Source organism: Ruegeria halocynthiae (genome assembly GCF_000743705.1).
GTDB lineage: Bacteria > Pseudomonadota > Alphaproteobacteria > Rhodobacterales > Rhodobacteraceae > Ruegeria > Ruegeria halocynthiae_B.
In genome coordinates this window covers 90877-107630 of record NZ_JQEZ01000001.1, presented here as the reverse complement: position 1 = coordinate 107630, position 16754 = coordinate 90877, and the positions used below count along the sequence as shown (strand labels likewise).

General features: G+C 58.5%; 10 protein-coding genes and 2 pseudogenes. 7 read left to right on the top strand and 5 right to left on the bottom strand.

What is annotated here, in order from left to right:
- Positions 1–222: 222 nt before the first annotated feature.
- Complete coding sequence (locus tag JT51_RS00465) at positions 223–1962, top strand: sulfatase-like hydrolase/transferase (RefSeq protein ID WP_051927372.1); 1740 nt, start codon at positions 223–225, stop codon at positions 1960–1962.
- A 572-nt stretch (positions 1963–2534) separates the two neighbouring features.
- Positions 2535–3443 (top strand): LysR family transcriptional regulator, encoded by a 909-nt coding sequence (locus JT51_RS00460; RefSeq protein ID WP_037306724.1) that lies wholly within the window; start codon positions 2535–2537, stop codon positions 3441–3443.
- A 139-nt stretch (positions 3444–3582) separates the two neighbouring features.
- Here JT51_RS00460 and JT51_RS22155 read toward each other — a convergent pair whose 3' ends face one another.
- Complete coding sequence (locus tag JT51_RS22155) at positions 3583–4431, bottom strand: ABC transporter substrate-binding protein (RefSeq protein WP_235216124.1); 849 nt, start codon at positions 4429–4431, stop codon at positions 3583–3585.
- A gap of 58 nt (positions 4432–4489) precedes the next feature.
- Positions 4490–4885 (bottom strand): annotated as a pseudogene (locus tag JT51_RS22150) (DeoR family transcriptional regulator); the annotation flags it as partial.
- A gap of 107 nt (positions 4886–4992) precedes the next feature.
- Between JT51_RS22150 and JT51_RS00440 the strand changes: the two are divergent.
- The 5 genes and pseudogenes from JT51_RS00440 to JT51_RS00430 all read left to right on the top strand — a co-directional run bounded on the left by JT51_RS00440 (position 4993) and on the right by JT51_RS00430 (position 7603).
- Positions 4993–6159, top strand: a pseudogene (locus JT51_RS00440) (IS3 family transposase).
- Between the two features lie 404 nt (positions 6160–6563).
- The gene (locus JT51_RS22370; protein WP_327284130.1) at positions 6564–6740 is read left to right on the top strand and encodes a hypothetical protein; all 177 of its coding nucleotides are present in this window, start codon (positions 6564–6566) and stop codon (positions 6738–6740) included.
- 15 nt (positions 6741–6755) lie between these two features.
- Positions 6756–7100, top strand: a complete 345-nt coding sequence (locus JT51_RS22365) for a hypothetical protein (protein WP_327284128.1) — start codon at positions 6756–6758, stop codon at positions 7098–7100.
- Entirely contained in the window at positions 7097–7348 is a 252-nt protein-coding gene (locus tag JT51_RS22360; RefSeq protein WP_327284126.1) for an HAD hydrolase-like protein, read from the top strand. The genes JT51_RS22365 and JT51_RS22360 overlap by 4 nt, the downstream gene beginning before the upstream one ends.
- A gap of 24 nt (positions 7349–7372) precedes the next feature.
- A complete protein-coding gene (locus tag JT51_RS00430; protein WP_037306720.1) occupies positions 7373–7603 on the top strand; it encodes a hypothetical protein in 231 nt (76 codons plus the stop codon).
- 18 nt (positions 7604–7621) lie between these two features.
- Here JT51_RS00430 and JT51_RS00425 read toward each other — a convergent pair whose 3' ends face one another.
- The 3 genes from JT51_RS00425 to JT51_RS00415 form a co-directional block, all read right to left on the bottom strand.
- Positions 7622–8932: an HlyD family type I secretion periplasmic adaptor subunit gene (locus tag JT51_RS00425; protein ID WP_037306717.1), complete on the bottom strand. Its 1311-nt coding sequence runs from the start codon at positions 8930–8932 to the stop codon at positions 7622–7624.
- Complete coding sequence (locus tag JT51_RS00420; protein ID WP_051927371.1) at positions 8925–10655, bottom strand: type I secretion system permease/ATPase; 1731 nt, start codon at positions 10653–10655, stop codon at positions 8925–8927. The genes JT51_RS00425 and JT51_RS00420 overlap by 8 nt, the downstream gene beginning before the upstream one ends.
- Before the next feature lie 66 nt (positions 10656–10721).
- Positions 10722–16688, bottom strand: a complete 5967-nt coding sequence (locus tag JT51_RS00415) for a CHRD domain-containing protein (protein ID WP_037306715.1) — start codon at positions 16686–16688, stop codon at positions 10722–10724.
- Between the last annotated feature and the right edge of the window lie 66 nt (positions 16689–16754).

Below are 16754 nucleotides of genomic sequence, written 5' to 3'. Positions count from 1 at the left end.
TTCCATCGTCAGGGATTCTGCGCCCAAAGCCCACAACTCCCCCAGCGGGGCCTCAGCGCCTGCTATCATTGCGTCAAGCTGTTTCACTCGTTGCTGCAATTTTCGGAAGGATCAAACCGGATAGTGAAACGCTTGTGTCCTCCAGTAGCTCGATCCGGGTTTTGCTGAGACAAGTAACCTAACGGGCATCCCGCCTGTCAAACCATGCTGAACGGAGGACCTATGGTTCCGCTAAAGTCACTTTTTGCACTTGTTGGTTCGGTCGCGCTGTCGACGGCTGCTGTTGCCGCTGACGGGGACGACAATCGACCCAACATCCTGATACTCATCGCGGATGACATGGGGTTTTCGGATGTCGGCGCTTTTGGCAGCGAGATTGAAACGCCTACCATCGATCAACTGGCCGACCAGGGCATGTTGTTCACCAACTTCCACGTGGGCGCATCCTGTTCACCGACGCGCACAATGCTGATCAGTGGCGTCGACAACCACCTTGCGGGGCTGGGGAACATGTTGGAAATCCAGGCCGACAACCAGTTCGGCAAACCAGGGTATGAGGGGCACCTGAACGACAAGGTTGTTGCGCTGCCACGGTTGCTGCGCGATGCCGGATATCACACCTATATGACCGGCAAATGGCATCTTGGACACGAGCCCGAAACCATTGCCCATGCCCGAGGGTTCGAGAAATCCTTTATGCTGGGCGAAAGCGGTGCCGACAATTGGGTCGAGCAACCCTATGCGCCGTTCTATGAGCGGGTGCATTACTACGAAGACGACAAACTTGTCAGCCTGCCCACCGACGAATACTTCTCGTCTGATTTCTACACCCAGCAGATGATCGACTATATCGACAGCAATCTGGATGACGGCAAACCCTTCCTTGCCTGGGTTGGATATCAGGCTGTGCATTACCCGCATCAGGCCCCCAAGGAATTCATCGACAAATATGACGGCGTCTATGATGAGGGGTTCGAGGCGCTCCGGGTTTCCCGTCTTGAGCGGCAGAAAGAGCTGGGCCTGATCTCGCCCGACGTGAAGCTGGACCCTGAATTCGCCAAAACATCCTATGAACCGTGGCGTATGCCGGATTGGGAAAAGCTGTCCGAGGAAGAACAGGCGTTCAACGCGCGGCGGATGCAGACCTACGCGGGGATGCTCGACAACATGGACGTCAATATCGGCAGGTTGCTGTCCTATCTTGACGAAAAAGGCATTGCCGACAATACGGTCGTGATCTTCCTTGCCGACAATGGCCCGGATCCGAACCAACTGCCCCTTTCTGAGGCATATCGCGATTGGTACAAGGCCAATTACGACAAGGTCTATATGGAAGATTTCAAAGGCGACTTCTCGGATATGGGTCAAAAAGGCGTCTATGCCGATTACGGACCCGGCTGGGCTGCTGCCGCGGCGGTTCCCGGCAGCTACTTCAAGACGTTTTCCACCGAAGGCGGATTGCGGGTGCCACTGATCGTGCGTTTCCCCGGCGTGGTGGAACCCGGCACGCAAATCGACAAGTTCGCCTTTGTCCGTGACATCGTTCCAACCCTGTTGGAGGTCGCCGGTGTGGAAACCCCGGATTCGGTCTATGACGGGCGTGAAATCTATACGCCTGATGGTATCAGCATGCTGCCCGTCCTCGAAGGTAAAATCCAGACGGTTCGGGATGATGCCAACCCTGTTGGCTATGAACTGGCCGGATCGTCGGCGGTGTTCCAAGGCCGGTTCAAGCTGATGCAGAACCTACCCCCGAAAGGCACTGGCGCGTGGGAGTTGTACGACATCGAGACCGACCCGTCCGAGCTTCACAATCTGGCGTCCGAAATGCCCGAGCGTGTGGCCGAGATGCGGGCGTTCTACGAAAGCTATGCCAAGGACGTGAACCTGGTTCCGGTTCCCGATGGGTATAACCCGTTGGAACAGACCGTCATAAACGCCAAGCGCGGGAACGGTCACTGACACTGCGCAGTTGCGCCGCCTCTTTGTGAGGCGGCGCAATTTTCGTTTGGTTCGGGCAGGCGACTGTGATCATCCTGCCGCATTAATAACTGAGATTGTCAGAGCGCGTGCAGCCGGAACATATGAGGTTTTGCTGGCAGAGGCTGCTGTTGTTGCCCGGACCCATGAGTCTGATCGCGTTGGTCGGGACTGACAGTGTTCCGACCACATTTTCAAATCTGGTCTGGATATCCACAACAGACAACGGCGGGATGTCAGAGTGAATTCGTACATTCGGAACCCGCAAAAGAGACCGGCACATGGCGGGGGTGGCCGTCGGTTCAAGGGTGCCTGATCGGCGTTTTCCGGCATTGACAAAACACCTGCCAAACCGCGTGTACGCGACCATTCAGGGTGTTCGAAAAATACATGACCAGGCCACCTTCAGCACTTATTTGATGTGTCGAAATTAGGGAGCATACTGCTCCGCGCTCAACTTCATGTTGCTAATCCCGCTAGCCCAAACTACTTCTCTGGGTGCTGCTTTCAGACTATGGAAAGCGCGGACCGCAAACTGAAACCGGGGTGCTTGGGTGCTGGACAAAAAGGTCATTCTGGCAGTTCGCACCTTGGCTGCGCACAACAGTTTCAGGATTTCGGCCGAAGTGATGGGCACCTCGGCGGCAAGTTTTTCCCGCTATATCAGCGCAGCGGAAACCTATGTCGGGCGCACAATCTTCGAGCGGAACGGCAGCGGTGCTTTCCTGACCCCGGCGGGCCGGTCGTTTCTGAACATGATCGACGATCTGCATGACGCGGGCACCCGGTTTGAGGCAAGTGTCGCGCGGCTGCGCTCAAATGGTCCCGAACATCTGAACATCGGTTGCGGCCCCCTGACCACGCGTACGATTGTTGCACCCCTGTTGGCCGATTGCCTGCAGCAAAGTCCCGATTTGCGCGCTTATGTCCAAGTGCGCGCCACAAAAGAGCCGCTGGAGCAGCTCAGGATCGGAGCCCTTGATGTAGCGATCTGCGATCTGACCCACACCCCGGACCTGAGCGATCTTGATATCCTTGTGCTGCGCAAAGAACCGGTGTCGTTTTGGGCGCGACCGAAACATCCCATTCATCAGCAAGCCCGCGTGGATGTCGCCGAGGTTTTCCGCCAGCCTTTTGTAACCGCCCATCTTCATCGACACTGGCGCATAGCGATTGCAAAGATCCTGGGCGATGACGAAGAGGCCTGGCAGATTGTCGATCGCCTGCCGCAGGTTGAAAGTGATGATTTCGCCTTTCTGAGCGACCTGACCTGCCGGTCGGACCTGATCTGCGCCGGTATGCGCGAGGATTTCGCCCAACACCGCGATCTTGGTTTGCTGAAGGAAATCAGAACTCGGGAAACAATGACCTGGAACATTTGCGCAGCGCGGCGCAAAGGGTCGCAGTTTCCGATGCTTGATCTTTTCTGGGATGAGTTGTCCCGGAACTTCACGGCTGATTGAGAAACCAGACGCCATCAGAGCTTGCGGAGTTAAGGAACATGGCAAGCCGGCCGCGTCGGATTGCCAAACAGGCGCTAAAGCTTCCCCGCGGCTGGGGGAAACTCAGGGCTCAGCTTGCCTTTCGCCAATGATCAGATGTTCAGATCTGCCAACAATTGACAGCGGCGCGGCTCCACATCATCTCTCCGGCGGGATGATCGACCCAGCCAGCGATCATGTCGTCGCGGTATCCGTCAATAAAGTTGTTGAACATCGGATTTATCAGCCCGCCTTCGCCGTGAACCAGAAAGGCTGCCTCGTGATACATCTCTTGCCGTTTTTGCTGGTCCAGAGTGCCCGCAGCTTCGGTGATCAACTGGTCGAACCGGGGGTTCTGAAAGCGGCTGTCGTTCCAGTTCGACGTCGACATGTAGGTCAGGGTAAAAGTCTGGTTCTGCGTTGGGGTGCCCAGCCAGTAAGCGGCGCTGAAGGGTTGCACATTCCAAACCTCTTCCCAATACCCATCCGCCGGAGAGCTGACGATCTGCAGGTCGATCCCCGCAGCCTTGGCAGATTGCTGAAACAGTGCGGCGGCATCCGTAGCCCCGGGAAAGGCCGCATCTGACACTCGCAGAACAATATCGCCATCATAGCCGGATTTGCCAAAGTGATGCCGGGCCTTGTCCGGGTCATAACTGCGCTGTGCGATGGGTTCGAACAGCGGATAGGCTGCATTGATCGGTGTATCATTGCCGACGGTCCCATAACCGGCCAGAATCTTGTCGACCTTTTCCGCACAGACGATGCGGTTGCCCAACCCTTTGACGAGGTCGGAAAATGCGCCCTGGGGCAAGCGATCGCAAACCACCTGGTCGATACCCGACAAATCCGCGCCTGCCGCTGGCGCGTGGCGTCCGAATTTGCTGTGGTGAATCACCAGAATGGATTTCCGCGCGTTGCTGCGCATCTGCTCGGTCGCCCGAACTTGGGCCTGATGAAATTCTGGCACCGCCGTGGTCGATCCCTGCGGTTCCGAAGATCGCGTATTCGGCGCGATAGCGGGCAAAGAATTCCACGACTTCATTACCGACAAAATCGCGGTCGGGCAGGCGGATTTCACCGCCCGGGATGATGATCCGGTTCGACACTTTCTCACTCAGCACCATGGCGGCGCTGAGGTTGTTCGTGATGACCGTCTACTCGCGCCGGTGCTGCAGGGCACGCGCAACGCTAAGGGTGGTTGACCCGATCGAAATGAACAGGGTGGCCTCGTCGGGGATTTGCGCCGCCGCAATTTCAGCGATGGCGCGCTTGCCTATCAGATTGGTTCCGGCGCGCTGATCAAACGGTTTGTTCCAGCGGTCTTCGGTCAGCTCGACCCGACCATGAGAGCGGCGCAGGTCATCTTCATTGCACAGAGTATCCAGATCGCGTCGGATGGTCTGGGTTGATACGCCCAGCATCTCGGCTAACGCCCCCTCTGTCATGTACGACCTGTTGGATCAGGTCTTGTTGAGCCTCCCCCAAAGAAGTGGTCCGCCGCTATGTTTAGGAAATCGGAGGACCACAGATGTCAACGAAGAGACCAAAGCCCGAAGAGATTGTCGTGAAGTTACGGCAGGTTGAGGTGCTGATGGGGCAAGGCATGCCCCGGATTGATGCAATCAGACAGATCGGTGTGACTGAGCAAACGTACTATCGTTGGAAGAAGAAGTACGGCGGAATGGGCCTGGAACAACTTAAGGAACTGAAGCGGCTCCAGAAAGAGAACGAGCGGCTACGGCGTGTTGTTTCGGATCTGACTTTGGATAAATTGATCCTGTCGGAGGCCGCAAAGGGAAACTTCTGAGCCCCTCGCGCCGCCGTGCTTGCATCGATCATGTCCGCAGTCGGATGAAGGTTTCCGAACGCCGTGTTTGTCGCGTTCTGGGCCAGCATCGATCCACACAGCGGCGGATGCCACAGGGGCGTGCCGACGAAGACCGCCTGGTTGCCGACATGATCGAGCTGGCACGTCAGTATGGGCGATACGGCTATCGTCGGATTGCCGCTCTTCTGCGAGATGCGGGCTGGCAGGTAAACGACAAGCGTGTCGAACGTCTATGGCGGCGAGAGGGGCTCAAAGTGCCGACGAAACAACCCAAGAGGGGGCGGCTCTGGCTCAACCCTCTTGGGACATTGCTGCGCAATGCCCTGCCAGGCAGTGGACGGGTCATGTGTTCGGCTGCGGCCAGAGCATCGCAATCACGTCTGGTCGTATGACTTTGTTCATCACCGGACTGACGATGGAAGGGCATTCAGAACACTCAACATTCTGGATGAATACAGCCGGGAATGCCTCGCGATCCGGGTGAAGCGAAAGCTGAATTCGTCCGAGGTCATAGATGCCCTGACAGACCTGTTCATCTTGCGGGGCGTACCGTCGTACATCCGATCCGACAATGGTCCCGAATTCATCGCTGAGGCTGTCAGAGACTGGATCAAAGCCGTTGGGGCCAAGACCGCCTACATCGAACCAGGATCCCCCTGGGAGAACGGCTACTGCGAAAGCTTCAATGGGCGGATGCGGGACGAATTGCTCAACGGCGAGATCTTCTATTCGCTGCGTGAGGCCCAGATCATCATCGAAAACTGGAGGAAACATTACAACAACAAACGACCCCACAGTGCTCTGGGTTACCGACCACCAACCCCGGAAGCCTTCGTCCCGATGGACCAAAGGCCAACCATGCACTAACTTTCAATTTGGACCACTCAAGTGGGGCTGCTCAGCGTCGTTTGATTTCTTTTGAAGCCATCGAAATCCCGCTGCTTTGCCCGTGCAGTAGTTGCAGAATATGACAAAAGTACAAAACGTCTGAAATTATGTGAGATTTTTTGAAGTGTTTTGTGGCTATTTAATGGATTGATTGGAAAACAACGACTTAGGATGAGAGTTTTTGTTGAAGTTAGATGAATAAATGTTGTTTTGAGTGTCATTTTCTGCAGGTACAACTACCATCCACATCACAAGAGGTTTGCTAAAATGGACTTGCGCGACGACTGAATGACGCTGCCAGTATTTTCGAACGCTATCAGGCTGTGCGTCACCGGCTTCCATCGGCCAGTTTCCGGTCCCCAATCACACAGGTGACGTCCCTGATGGACATAACCGGAGAGGTTGACGCCTTTGTCTTCGACGCTTTCGGCGTTCTGAACGTCGATGAAACCCCGATCCCCGGGGCATCGCACCGTCTGGATCAGCTGCGTGATGCCGGTCATGCCATTCGCATCCTTTCGAACGCCGCAAGCTACAATCATGACCGGGCGACAGAATAGTTCCGCAAGCTTGGGATGCGGGTCGGGTCAGACGAGATCATCACCAGCCGCGACGCAGCGCTGGCCGATCTTGGGGATGGGCTGTGGGGGTGTATCGCCGCCCCCTCGTATGATCTATCAGACATCACGACCCCGACCCTGCGTCTGGGGGATGATCGGGCCGATTATGACCGGGTGGACGGTATTCTGTTCCTTTCGACCAAGGTTTGGGGGCCGGACCGGCAGGCTGTTTTGACAGAAAACTTGCTGTCAAATCCACGTCCGGTTGTGATTGCAAATGCCGATATCGCAGCCCCCGCGATCACGGATTCTCGCTTGAGCCGGGGCACTACGGCCACCTGCTGGCCGACCGGGGTTTGAAGGATATCAAGTTCCTTGGCAAACCCTTCCCCGAGGTTTTTCGGGTGGCGGAAGAATCGCTTGCAGGAATTTCGCGGGACCGGATCGTGATGTGCGGCGACACTTTGCACACGGATATCCTGGGCGCAACGGCGCGGGGATGGCGCACCGTTTTGGTTGAGCGTGACGGAATGTTTTGCGGTGTCGATGCGCGCGCGTTTTGCGACCGCTCGGCACTTGTCCCCACAAGGCGGCTTTCGCGGATCTAGGCTTGCGGCCAGAGGGATCGAACATTGGGTTTTCTGTTCCCGATGGGGACAACAGCCGCAAACCTGCCAAGGGGCAGGGACCGCACAAGTACCGCGCAGAACGGGGTCGATATGTTGGTCGCGCCCGAATTAGAGCTGACCGAGTATGGGCGCGGTGATGGGCTGATCTATACACGGCTTGAACCGAAAGACTATGCGCAGACGCGCCTGAAAAACCCGTACCTTGAGGACTTGTTGACCAAGCCCTCAAGGTAATGTGCCAAAACGTGGCAGTTACTCGTCCCGGAACGTCAGGGCAAAGGCATCCTTCAGGGGCCGCGACAGGTATGAGGCCACCAGCCGCTCGCCGGTTGCGATATGCACGCTGGCGGGCATCCCGGGCACCAGTTCCTGATTGTTCAGCTTCGCCAGCTCGCTTTCGCTTAGCGAGATTTCCGCGCTGTAATACGGCACATTGGTCACCGGATCGGTCAGCGTATCGGCCGAGACCGACCGCACCGAGCCCGTCAATTCAGGCGTCTGGCCAAGGTTGAAGGCCGTCAGGCGCACCTTGGCTTCCAGCCCGGGCGAGACCCGGTCGATCTCGGTCACGGGGACATTGGCCAGCAGCACGGTCTTTTCCTCGTTCGGGACGATTTCCATCACCGCCTCACCGGCACCAATGACACCGCCCTGCGTGTGCACGGCAAGGTTCAGAACCCGCCCGTCGCGGGGTGCCAGAATACGACTGCGGCGCACCCGGTCCTGCAGGCTGATGCCGCGCTCGGTCAGTTCGCGCAACTGTTGATCGGCCTCGGTCAACTCCATAGCGATGGATTCAGCCAGAGTGGCCTGTGTCCCGCGCAATTCGCTTTCGGTTTCGGCGACCTGTGCCAGCAGGCTGTTGACCTGCGCATCATTGCCGGACAACCCCGCCTCAAGGTTCAGCTTACTGCGGCGCACTTGTAATACCCGCGTAACCGGCAGCAGACCTTTCTCGTGCAACTGCACAACCGTTTTCAGTTCCTCTTCGGTCAGGGCCATATCGGCCACCAGCGAATGGTTCTGGTTCCGCAGCCCTTCGATCTGAGCATCAAGCGATTGCTTGCGGGTTTCCAGCAAAGCGGCCTGGGCTGCCTGCGATTCACTGCGGCTGTCGAACAATTGCTGTTCAGCGGCGATGATGCTCTGGACCGTATCGGTGACGGGAACGCCCAGATCCTTGGGCGGGAATGCGGTTCCTGTGCGTTCCGCGATCAGCCGCGCGCGGCGTACGCTGAGGTTCGCGATCTGACTGGCCACGGCGTTCAATTCGGCCTGATCGCGGGTGGTGTCCAACTCGACCAACAGCTGACCCTGATGCACGGTCTGATCTTCGCGCACATGGATGGTGGATACGATACCGCCTTCCAGATGTTGCACACGCTGGCGATCGGTTTCCAACCCGACCATGGCAGGCGCGATGACCGCGCCATCAATACGGGTGTTCATGCTCCAGGCGGCCATGGCGGCCAGCATGCCGACCCCAATGATAATCCCAAAGAAGCTCCAGCCACCGATCCGGTCGACCGGCAGGGTTTGTGCGTGTGTGCGGGGCTCAGACATTCTGAATTTCCTCCGATTTGGTGACGGGTTTGCGGCTGCGGTTTTGGGAATAGGTGTTCAGGATTTCTTCGCGCGGGCCAAAGGCCGAGACCTGACCCTTGTCGACGACCAGAACTTTGTCTGCCAGTGCCAGCGCACCCTGACGATGGGCCACAAGGATCACTGTTTTCTTCTGTTTCTGAAGCTCTTCGACAGTCATGTTCAGGGCGGTCATACCAGCGGCGTCAAGGTTCGAGTTCGGCTCGTCCAGAACCACAACCGCCGGATCGCCGAACAGAGCACGCGCCAGGCCGATCCGCTGACGTTCGCCACCCGAAAGGGCGCTGCCGCCTTCGCCCAGGGGCGTGTCATAAGACTTCGGCAGGCTCAGGATCAGGTCATGGGCATTGGCGCGCATGGCGGCCTGCACAATGTCTTCATCCTTGGCGTCGGGTTGGAACCGGGCGATGTTTTCGCGCACAGTGCCATCGAACAGCTCGACCGTCTGGGGCAGATACCCGACCGCCTCGCGCAGTTGCAGTGCATTCCAATACTCGATGTCGGCGCGGTCGATGCGCACATGGCCGCGCAGCACCGACCAGGCACCGGTAATCACCCGCGCCAGCGTCGATTTGCCTGAACCGCTGGGGCCGATGATGGCCAGAACTTCGCCCGCCTGCAGCGAAAAGCTGACATTCTTGAGCATGGGCTGCGTCTGGCCCGGGGCGGCGGCAAAGACGTTCTGCAAATGCAGGTCGCCTTTGGGTTGCGGCAGGGTGATGGCCGCCGAGCGTACCGGGTGGGCCTTGAGCAATGCGTCGATCCGTTTGCGCGCGGCATTGGCGGATACGCATTGACGCCAGCCCGAGATCGCCTGTTCCGCAGGGGCCAGCGCACGGCCGACGATGACCGACGCGGCGATGATCGACCCGGCGCTCAGATCGCCGCCAATGGCCAGATACGCGCCCAGACCCAGAACCGCCGATTGCAACAGCATCCGAACGGTCCGCGACAGGGTCGACAGGCCCGAGGCCAGATCGCTGGTGCGGCTCTGACTGCTCAGCGCGCGGTTTTGCAGCGTGCTCCAGCGTTCGTAAAGATCGCCGCCCATCTTCATCGCGCCGATCACCTCGCTGTTGCGGGCGATATCGCTCATGGCGCGGTTGGCGCGGACCTGATCGGTGTTGGACGATTTCGCGCCGCGCTGCGTCAGATAGTTATTCAGAAGGGCAACCATCACCAGAAATACAACCCCGGCCAGACCGGCATATCCCAACCAGGGGTGCAGGATGTACGCAACGCCCAGATAAATCGGGGTCCAGGGCGCGTCAAAAAGCACTGCGGGGGTCGGACCGCCCATGAACTCGCGGATCGAGTTCAGATCGCGGTTGGCATCCTGACCCTTGGTGCCGCCTTGTTGGGCGGTCTGTTGCAGCTGCGCGGTAAATACCCGCTCTTGCAGTCGGTTGCCGACGCGGTTGCCGATACGGACCAGAATACGCGAGCGGACCAGCGAGAGAAAACCAAAGGCAGAGTAGAGGCCCACCATGAGGATCGACAGGCCAATCAGGGTTGGCACACTGCCCGATGGCAACGCCCGGTCATAGACGAGGATCATGAACAGTGGGCCGGTCAGCATCAGAAGGTTGATGACCAGGCTGAAACCGCCGGTTGCGAACACGCCGGGCAGGCAGGACAGGAACGTCCGGTTAAGTTCCGATTGCTGTGAATTCCCCGATGACATGATGTCTCTCCGTCAATTCGTAATACAGAAAAAGGGGCGGCGGCCCGAAGGCCGCCGCCGATTGGTTTAGAACAGGACGTTTTCGTCGGTCAGATCAGCCGCCTGGATACCAAGCAGTGTGATCGAACCGTCGGCGCCCAGGTCGATGACAACGTCGTCGCCCTGCTGCGAGATCGCACCCGAGACATCCGCGAAGCTGTCAAAGCCAAGCGCGGCTGCGGACAGATCCAACTGGTCATCCCCAAAGGCTTCGAAATCGGTAATGACATCGTCACCTGCGTTGGCTGCAAAGACGAAGGTGTCAGCGCCGCGATTGCCTTCCAGGCGATCGTTGCCTTCACCACCGTTGATGATGTCGTCGCCCAGACCAGCACAGATGAAATCGTTACCTGCACCACCGTTCAACTCGTCATCGCCGCGACCGCCTTCCAGGGTATCGTTGCCGATGCCACCGTTGAGGATGTCGTCGCCGCGACCACCGGTGATGGTGTCGCCACCTTCGCCGCCGTCCAGCAGATCCTCGCCGTTGCCGCCGATCAGGACGTCATTGCCAAGGCCACCTTCGATGTTGTCGTCGCCGTTGCCACCGGTCAGCTGGTCGTTTCCGGCCTCACCGAACAGATCGTCGTCACCGTTGCCACCGTCGACAGTGTCGTCGCCACCGCCGGCTTCGACGATGTCGTCACCGTTGCCGGTGTCGATGTTTTCGGCAGCTTCGCCACCGACCACGTCGTCGTCACCATTGGTCACTTCGAGAACGACCTCGGGCTGCTCCTCGCCAAAGACGAAGTTCTCGGCAACCAGCTCGTTCGGGGCGACGCCTTCCAGCGTGATCAGATCGCCATTGCCCAGATCAATGACGGTGTTTTCGCCATCCTGTTCAATGTTGAGCTGTTCAAGGCTGGTAACCCCAAAGTCGGAGACGTCCAGCAGTTCGCCTTCTTCGATGCCGGCGGTAAAGTCGGCAACGATGTCCGAACCGGTTCCACGACGGAACACGAAGGTATCGCGGCCAGAGCCACCTTCCAGTCGGTCGTTGTCGGTACCACCATCCAGCACGTCGTTCCCACGGCCACCGTCGATGAAGTCCTCTCCGGCACCGCCGGACAGAATGTCATCGCCGCCTTCAGCGATATCAACCACGATGCGCAGCAGCTGTTCGCCACCTTCATTGCGGGTGAAGTCACCTTCGATCGGATCAACAATGGTTCCCGCAGCGGTGGTGCCGCCAAGGACGTTGACCGGGGTTCCGTCCGGGTTGCCTTCCGAGCCGTTGAAGCCCTCGTGCTGGCGGACGACGCCGTTTTCTGCCGTACCCTGATCGCGGGCGGTCTGGTTGAGGAAGGCAGCGCCTTCTTCAGTGTTGACCTCGGTGCCTGCGTCCAGAACGTCGCTGCCAAAGCGCTCGATGACCAGCGGTCCGGCAAAGTTGCCGTCCTCATCAAAGAGCGCATCGGTCAGCGGGTTGTCGGGCGATGCCAGGAAGGCGTCGTTCGACGGGATCACCATGGTTGCCCAGGTGAAATACCCACGGCCCACATCGTCGGCGTTGACGTTGATGGTAAAGCTGGCGCTTTCACCCGGATCAATCGGACCCGGAGCCCCGATACCCCCGATAATGGTCGCATCCACGCCGCCATCGCCAACCTCTTGGTTGAACTCGGCTGCGATGCCTTCGATGCTGCCATCTTCGGCAATACGCTCCAGACCACCGCTGGCAGCTTCGCCATCGGTCCACAGGTCAAAGTTTTCGCCATCGTGGAACCCGAACCAGACAGGTGTCAGGAAGGTGCCGCCTTCGCCCAGGGTGTTGGTCACAGTCACGGTGATCGCCTCACCGTCGCCGATTGCATCGCCCCGGATGACGTCATTGCCTGCGCCGCCTTCGATGGTGTCGTTGCCGGCACCACCTGCCAGAAGGTTGTCACCTTCGTCGCCGGTCAGGTTGTCGTCATTTTCCGAACCCGTCAGGTTTTCGATGCTGATCAGCGTGTCAGCCACCTCGTTCCCGTTGGGTGCGGCATAGGTTGCAGTACCTTCCCCCAGGTTCGCAGTCACGGCCGAGCCGATGTCCTGGAAGTCTGCCGTGTCGATACCTTCGCCACCGTCGGTGATGTCGTTGCCACCGCCGCCTTGCAGGACGTCGTTGCCTTCGCCACCTTCCAGCACGTCGTTACCGCCACGACCCACAAGCAGGTCGTCGCCGTCGTTACCGGTCAGGGTGTTGGCCCCGCCGTCACCGAACAGCTGGTCGTCATTGTCCGACCCATCCAGGTTTTCGAACCCCTGGAAGTTCTCGAACACGGTCACGTTCTCGTTCGGCGCATACGACGCGCTGCCCGAGCCCAGATCAGCGATAACCTCGGCACCGATGTTGATGAAGCTGTTGGTGTCGTTGCCTTCACCACCGTCCAGCACGTCAACCCCGCCGCCACCGGCGATGAAGTCGTCCCCGTCGAGACCGTTGATCTCGTTCGGAGCGGCACCCAGCGCGCGAATGTCATCGTTGTTGTTCGAGCCGGTGACGTTCTCGATACCGGTGAACTCTTCCTCGATCAGCGGGCCGTTTCCGCCGCCGCCATTATACGAGGCCGTTCCCGAACCATCAGCATTCACGACAACGGTCACACCAGCAATCGACGGATCCGCCGCACCCAGATTGATATCCGAGAAATCGTTGGTGTCGATGCCTTCGCCGCCGTCGATGGTGTCAACACCACCGCCACCGCGAAGAATATCGTTGTCGTCACCACCGCGCAGGATGTCAGCACCGCCACCACCAACGATGAGGTCGTCCCCACCGAGACCGTTGATCTCGTTCGGAGCTGCACCTTGTGCACGGATGTCATCATCGTTGAACGAGCCGATGATGTTTTCGATGCCCGTGAACTCTTCCTCGATCAGTGGGCCGTTTCCGCCACCGCCATTGTAGGAAGCCGTTCCTGTGCCATCGGCATTTACGACAACAGTCACACCGGCAATCGACGGATCCGCCGCACCCAGGTTGATGTCGGCAAAGTTGTTGGTGTCGATGCCTTCGCCGCCGTCGATGATGTCAACACCACCGCCGCCGGCGAGGACATCGTCGCCTTCCCCACCGATCAGGGTGTCAGCGCCGGCACCACCGCTGATGGCGTCATTGCCTTCACCGCCGTTCAGCGTATCGTTACCGCCCAGACCGGTGATATTGTCGTCACCGTCATTGCCGTTGATCACGTTGGCTACGTCGCTGCCGATAAGGGTATCGGGATCGTTCGAGCCTTCGATGTTTTCGATATTGGTCAGAGTGTCCAACTCGTCAACAGTATCAAAGACCGTACCATTGCCACCGACAACAAACCCGATTGTGTTGCCACCTGCATCCTGGAAGATATCGGTGATCACCGGACCATTGATGCCGGCTGGGGCGTTGTGCAGATGAATGGAACTGACACCAGCAACTGGCAGCAGATCCATCGGCGAAATACCCGAAACGGACAGGTCCGAGCTGTAGGTCACCGAGTCGCCATCGACGACAATCACCACAGTACCGTTACCGGTCGCTTCCGAGTCGCTTGCGCCATCGGGTTCCTGCGCCGCATCCAGTTGCGCGTTCAGAGTGATGGTGCGAATGCCTCCTTCGGTCACATCGCTGGTCACCAGCAGCTGTCCGCGGATTTCACCGCCGGGGAAGTCATTGGTGTGGATGTTGTAGTACAGGTTGCCTGCAACCGCTTCGGCAACCAGTTCTTCCGGGCTCTGCTCGGTGGTCAGAGATTCCAGAGGCTGATCGTCGAAGTCAACCGAGAAGCCGGGCGTACGCAACGCGATACCGCCGCCTTCGATCAGGGCGGCATTTACCGCGACATCAATGTCGCGGAAATCGACAGTGTCGATGCCTTCGCCACCGTCCAGCTGATCGTTGCCCAGACCACCAACAAGGGTGTCATTGTCCGCGCCACCTTCCAAGATGTCATTGCCCGCGCCGCCGTTCAGGACGTCGTTGCCAGCCAGACCCCGAATGGTGTCATCACCGTCGTTTCCGTTCAGGACGTTGTCGTTTTCATCGCCAAGGATCAGGTCGTCGTCATTTGATCCTTCGACATTCTCGATGCTGTCCAGATTGTCCCGTTCGATGACCTCAAAGAAGACGTCGCCGCCATCTTCCAATTCACCGTTCACGTCACCGCCTGCATCCTGCACGATGTCGGTGATCACCGGACCGTTGATGCCTGCAGGGGCGTTGTGCAGATGGATGGCGCTGACGCCTGCCACCGGCAGCAGTTCCGTCGAGGCGATACCTTCGACCGACAGGTCCGAGCTGTAGGTGACAACATCGTCTTCGACACGGATGACAACGGTGCCAACACCGGTTGCCTCAGAGTCGCTTGCACCGTTCGGCTCCTGCGCCGCATCCAACTGCGCGTTCAGCGTGATGGTGCGAACGCCTTCTTCGGTTTCGTCGCTTTCAACCAGCAACTGACCGCGAATTTCACCGCCGGGGAAATCGGTGGTGTGGATGTTGTAATACAGGTTGCCTGCAACCGCTTCCTCGACCAGTTCTTCGGGGCTTTGCTCGGTGGTCAGCGACGCCAGAGGCTGATCGTCCACTTCAACCGAGAAACCGGTTTCACGCACGCCTTGTGGGACAAAATCGCCACCCAGCGTGACCGAAACCGGTACGTCGATGTCGTTGAACACTGCGGTGTCGATGCCTTCACCGCCGTTCAGCTGGTCTTCGCCCAAACCGCCGACAAGGGTGTCGTTACCGCCAAGACCGTTCAGGACATTGTCGTTTTCGTCACCCTGCAGCAGATCGTCATCATCCGATCCTTCAAGGTTTTCGATGTTGATCAGAGTGTCCTGGTCAACTTCGAACTGGATCACGTTGCCGTCCGGCGCATCCGGGCTTTCGCCAAACACGTTGCCGCCAGCATCCTGGATCGGGTCAACGATGACCGGACCGTTCACGCCTGCTGGAGCATTGTGGATGTGGATCGAGCTGACACCCGCAACCGGAAGCAGGTCGGTCTGCGAGATGCCGGTAACATCCAGGAATGAGTTGTAGGTGATGCTGTTGCCATCATCAATGATGATCACCTGCGCCGTACCAGTGGCTTCGGAATCGCTGGCGTCGTTGGGTTCCTGCGCGCTGTCCAGAGTTGCGCTCAGCGTTAGGACGCGCGGGAAGCCGTCCGAGGGGACGCTATCTTCGACTGTCAGCTGACCGCGAATTTCGCCGCCGGGGAAGTCGTTGGTATGGATGTTGAAGTAAAGGTTGCCGGCTGCGGCTTCGTCAAACAGCTCCGATGGGCTCTGACCGGTGGTCAGCGAAGCCAAAGGCGCGTTTGAAGTTACCAGCTGGAACCCGGTCACGCGGGTCGACGACCCATTCGCCAGATCGGCAGTCACACCAACGTCCAGATCGTTGAACGATGCGGTGTCATTATCCGCACCACCGTCCAGTGTGTCATTGCCCAGACCACCGGTCAGAGTGTCGTTACCACCCAGGCCATTAATCGTGTCGTCGCCTGCACCGCCGACCAACACGTTGTCGTTTTCATCACCATTGATAGTCAAATCCTGGTTCTCCTGTGGGTTTACTACGTTTGCGAGGCCGTCTCCGTCCTCTGGCTCATTGATTGCGTTTTCGATTTCATCCGCCGTGACTTCGACAATTCCGTCGACGAGGATCGAACCACCCGTTTCCGGGAACACGACTTGTTCGATGCCGGAAATCTCGTTTTCTTCGATGATGGCCACGCCATCTTCGTTGATCGCCAGACGTGCCGCGATGATCCGACCGGGCTGGTCCGGGTCCTCAAGAATGGTCACTGCATTGGGGGCGTCGTCGAAACGAGCTGTGTCGATGCCTTCACCGCCGATGATGTTGTCCTCGCCCGCTCCGCCGGTCAGAATGTCGTTGCCGCCATTGCCAATCAATTGGTCGCCACCGCCGTTGCCATTAATGACGTCGTTTTGCGGCGTGCCGATCAGTTGGTTGTCATTCTCGTCACCCTCAATCGGCGGAGCTTGTAAATTGCGTTCTTCCATGGACTCGTCTCCAAAATTACCAAGGCGGACCCCTTTGCGTGCCTGCCGAGGATGAAAGTGTGACGG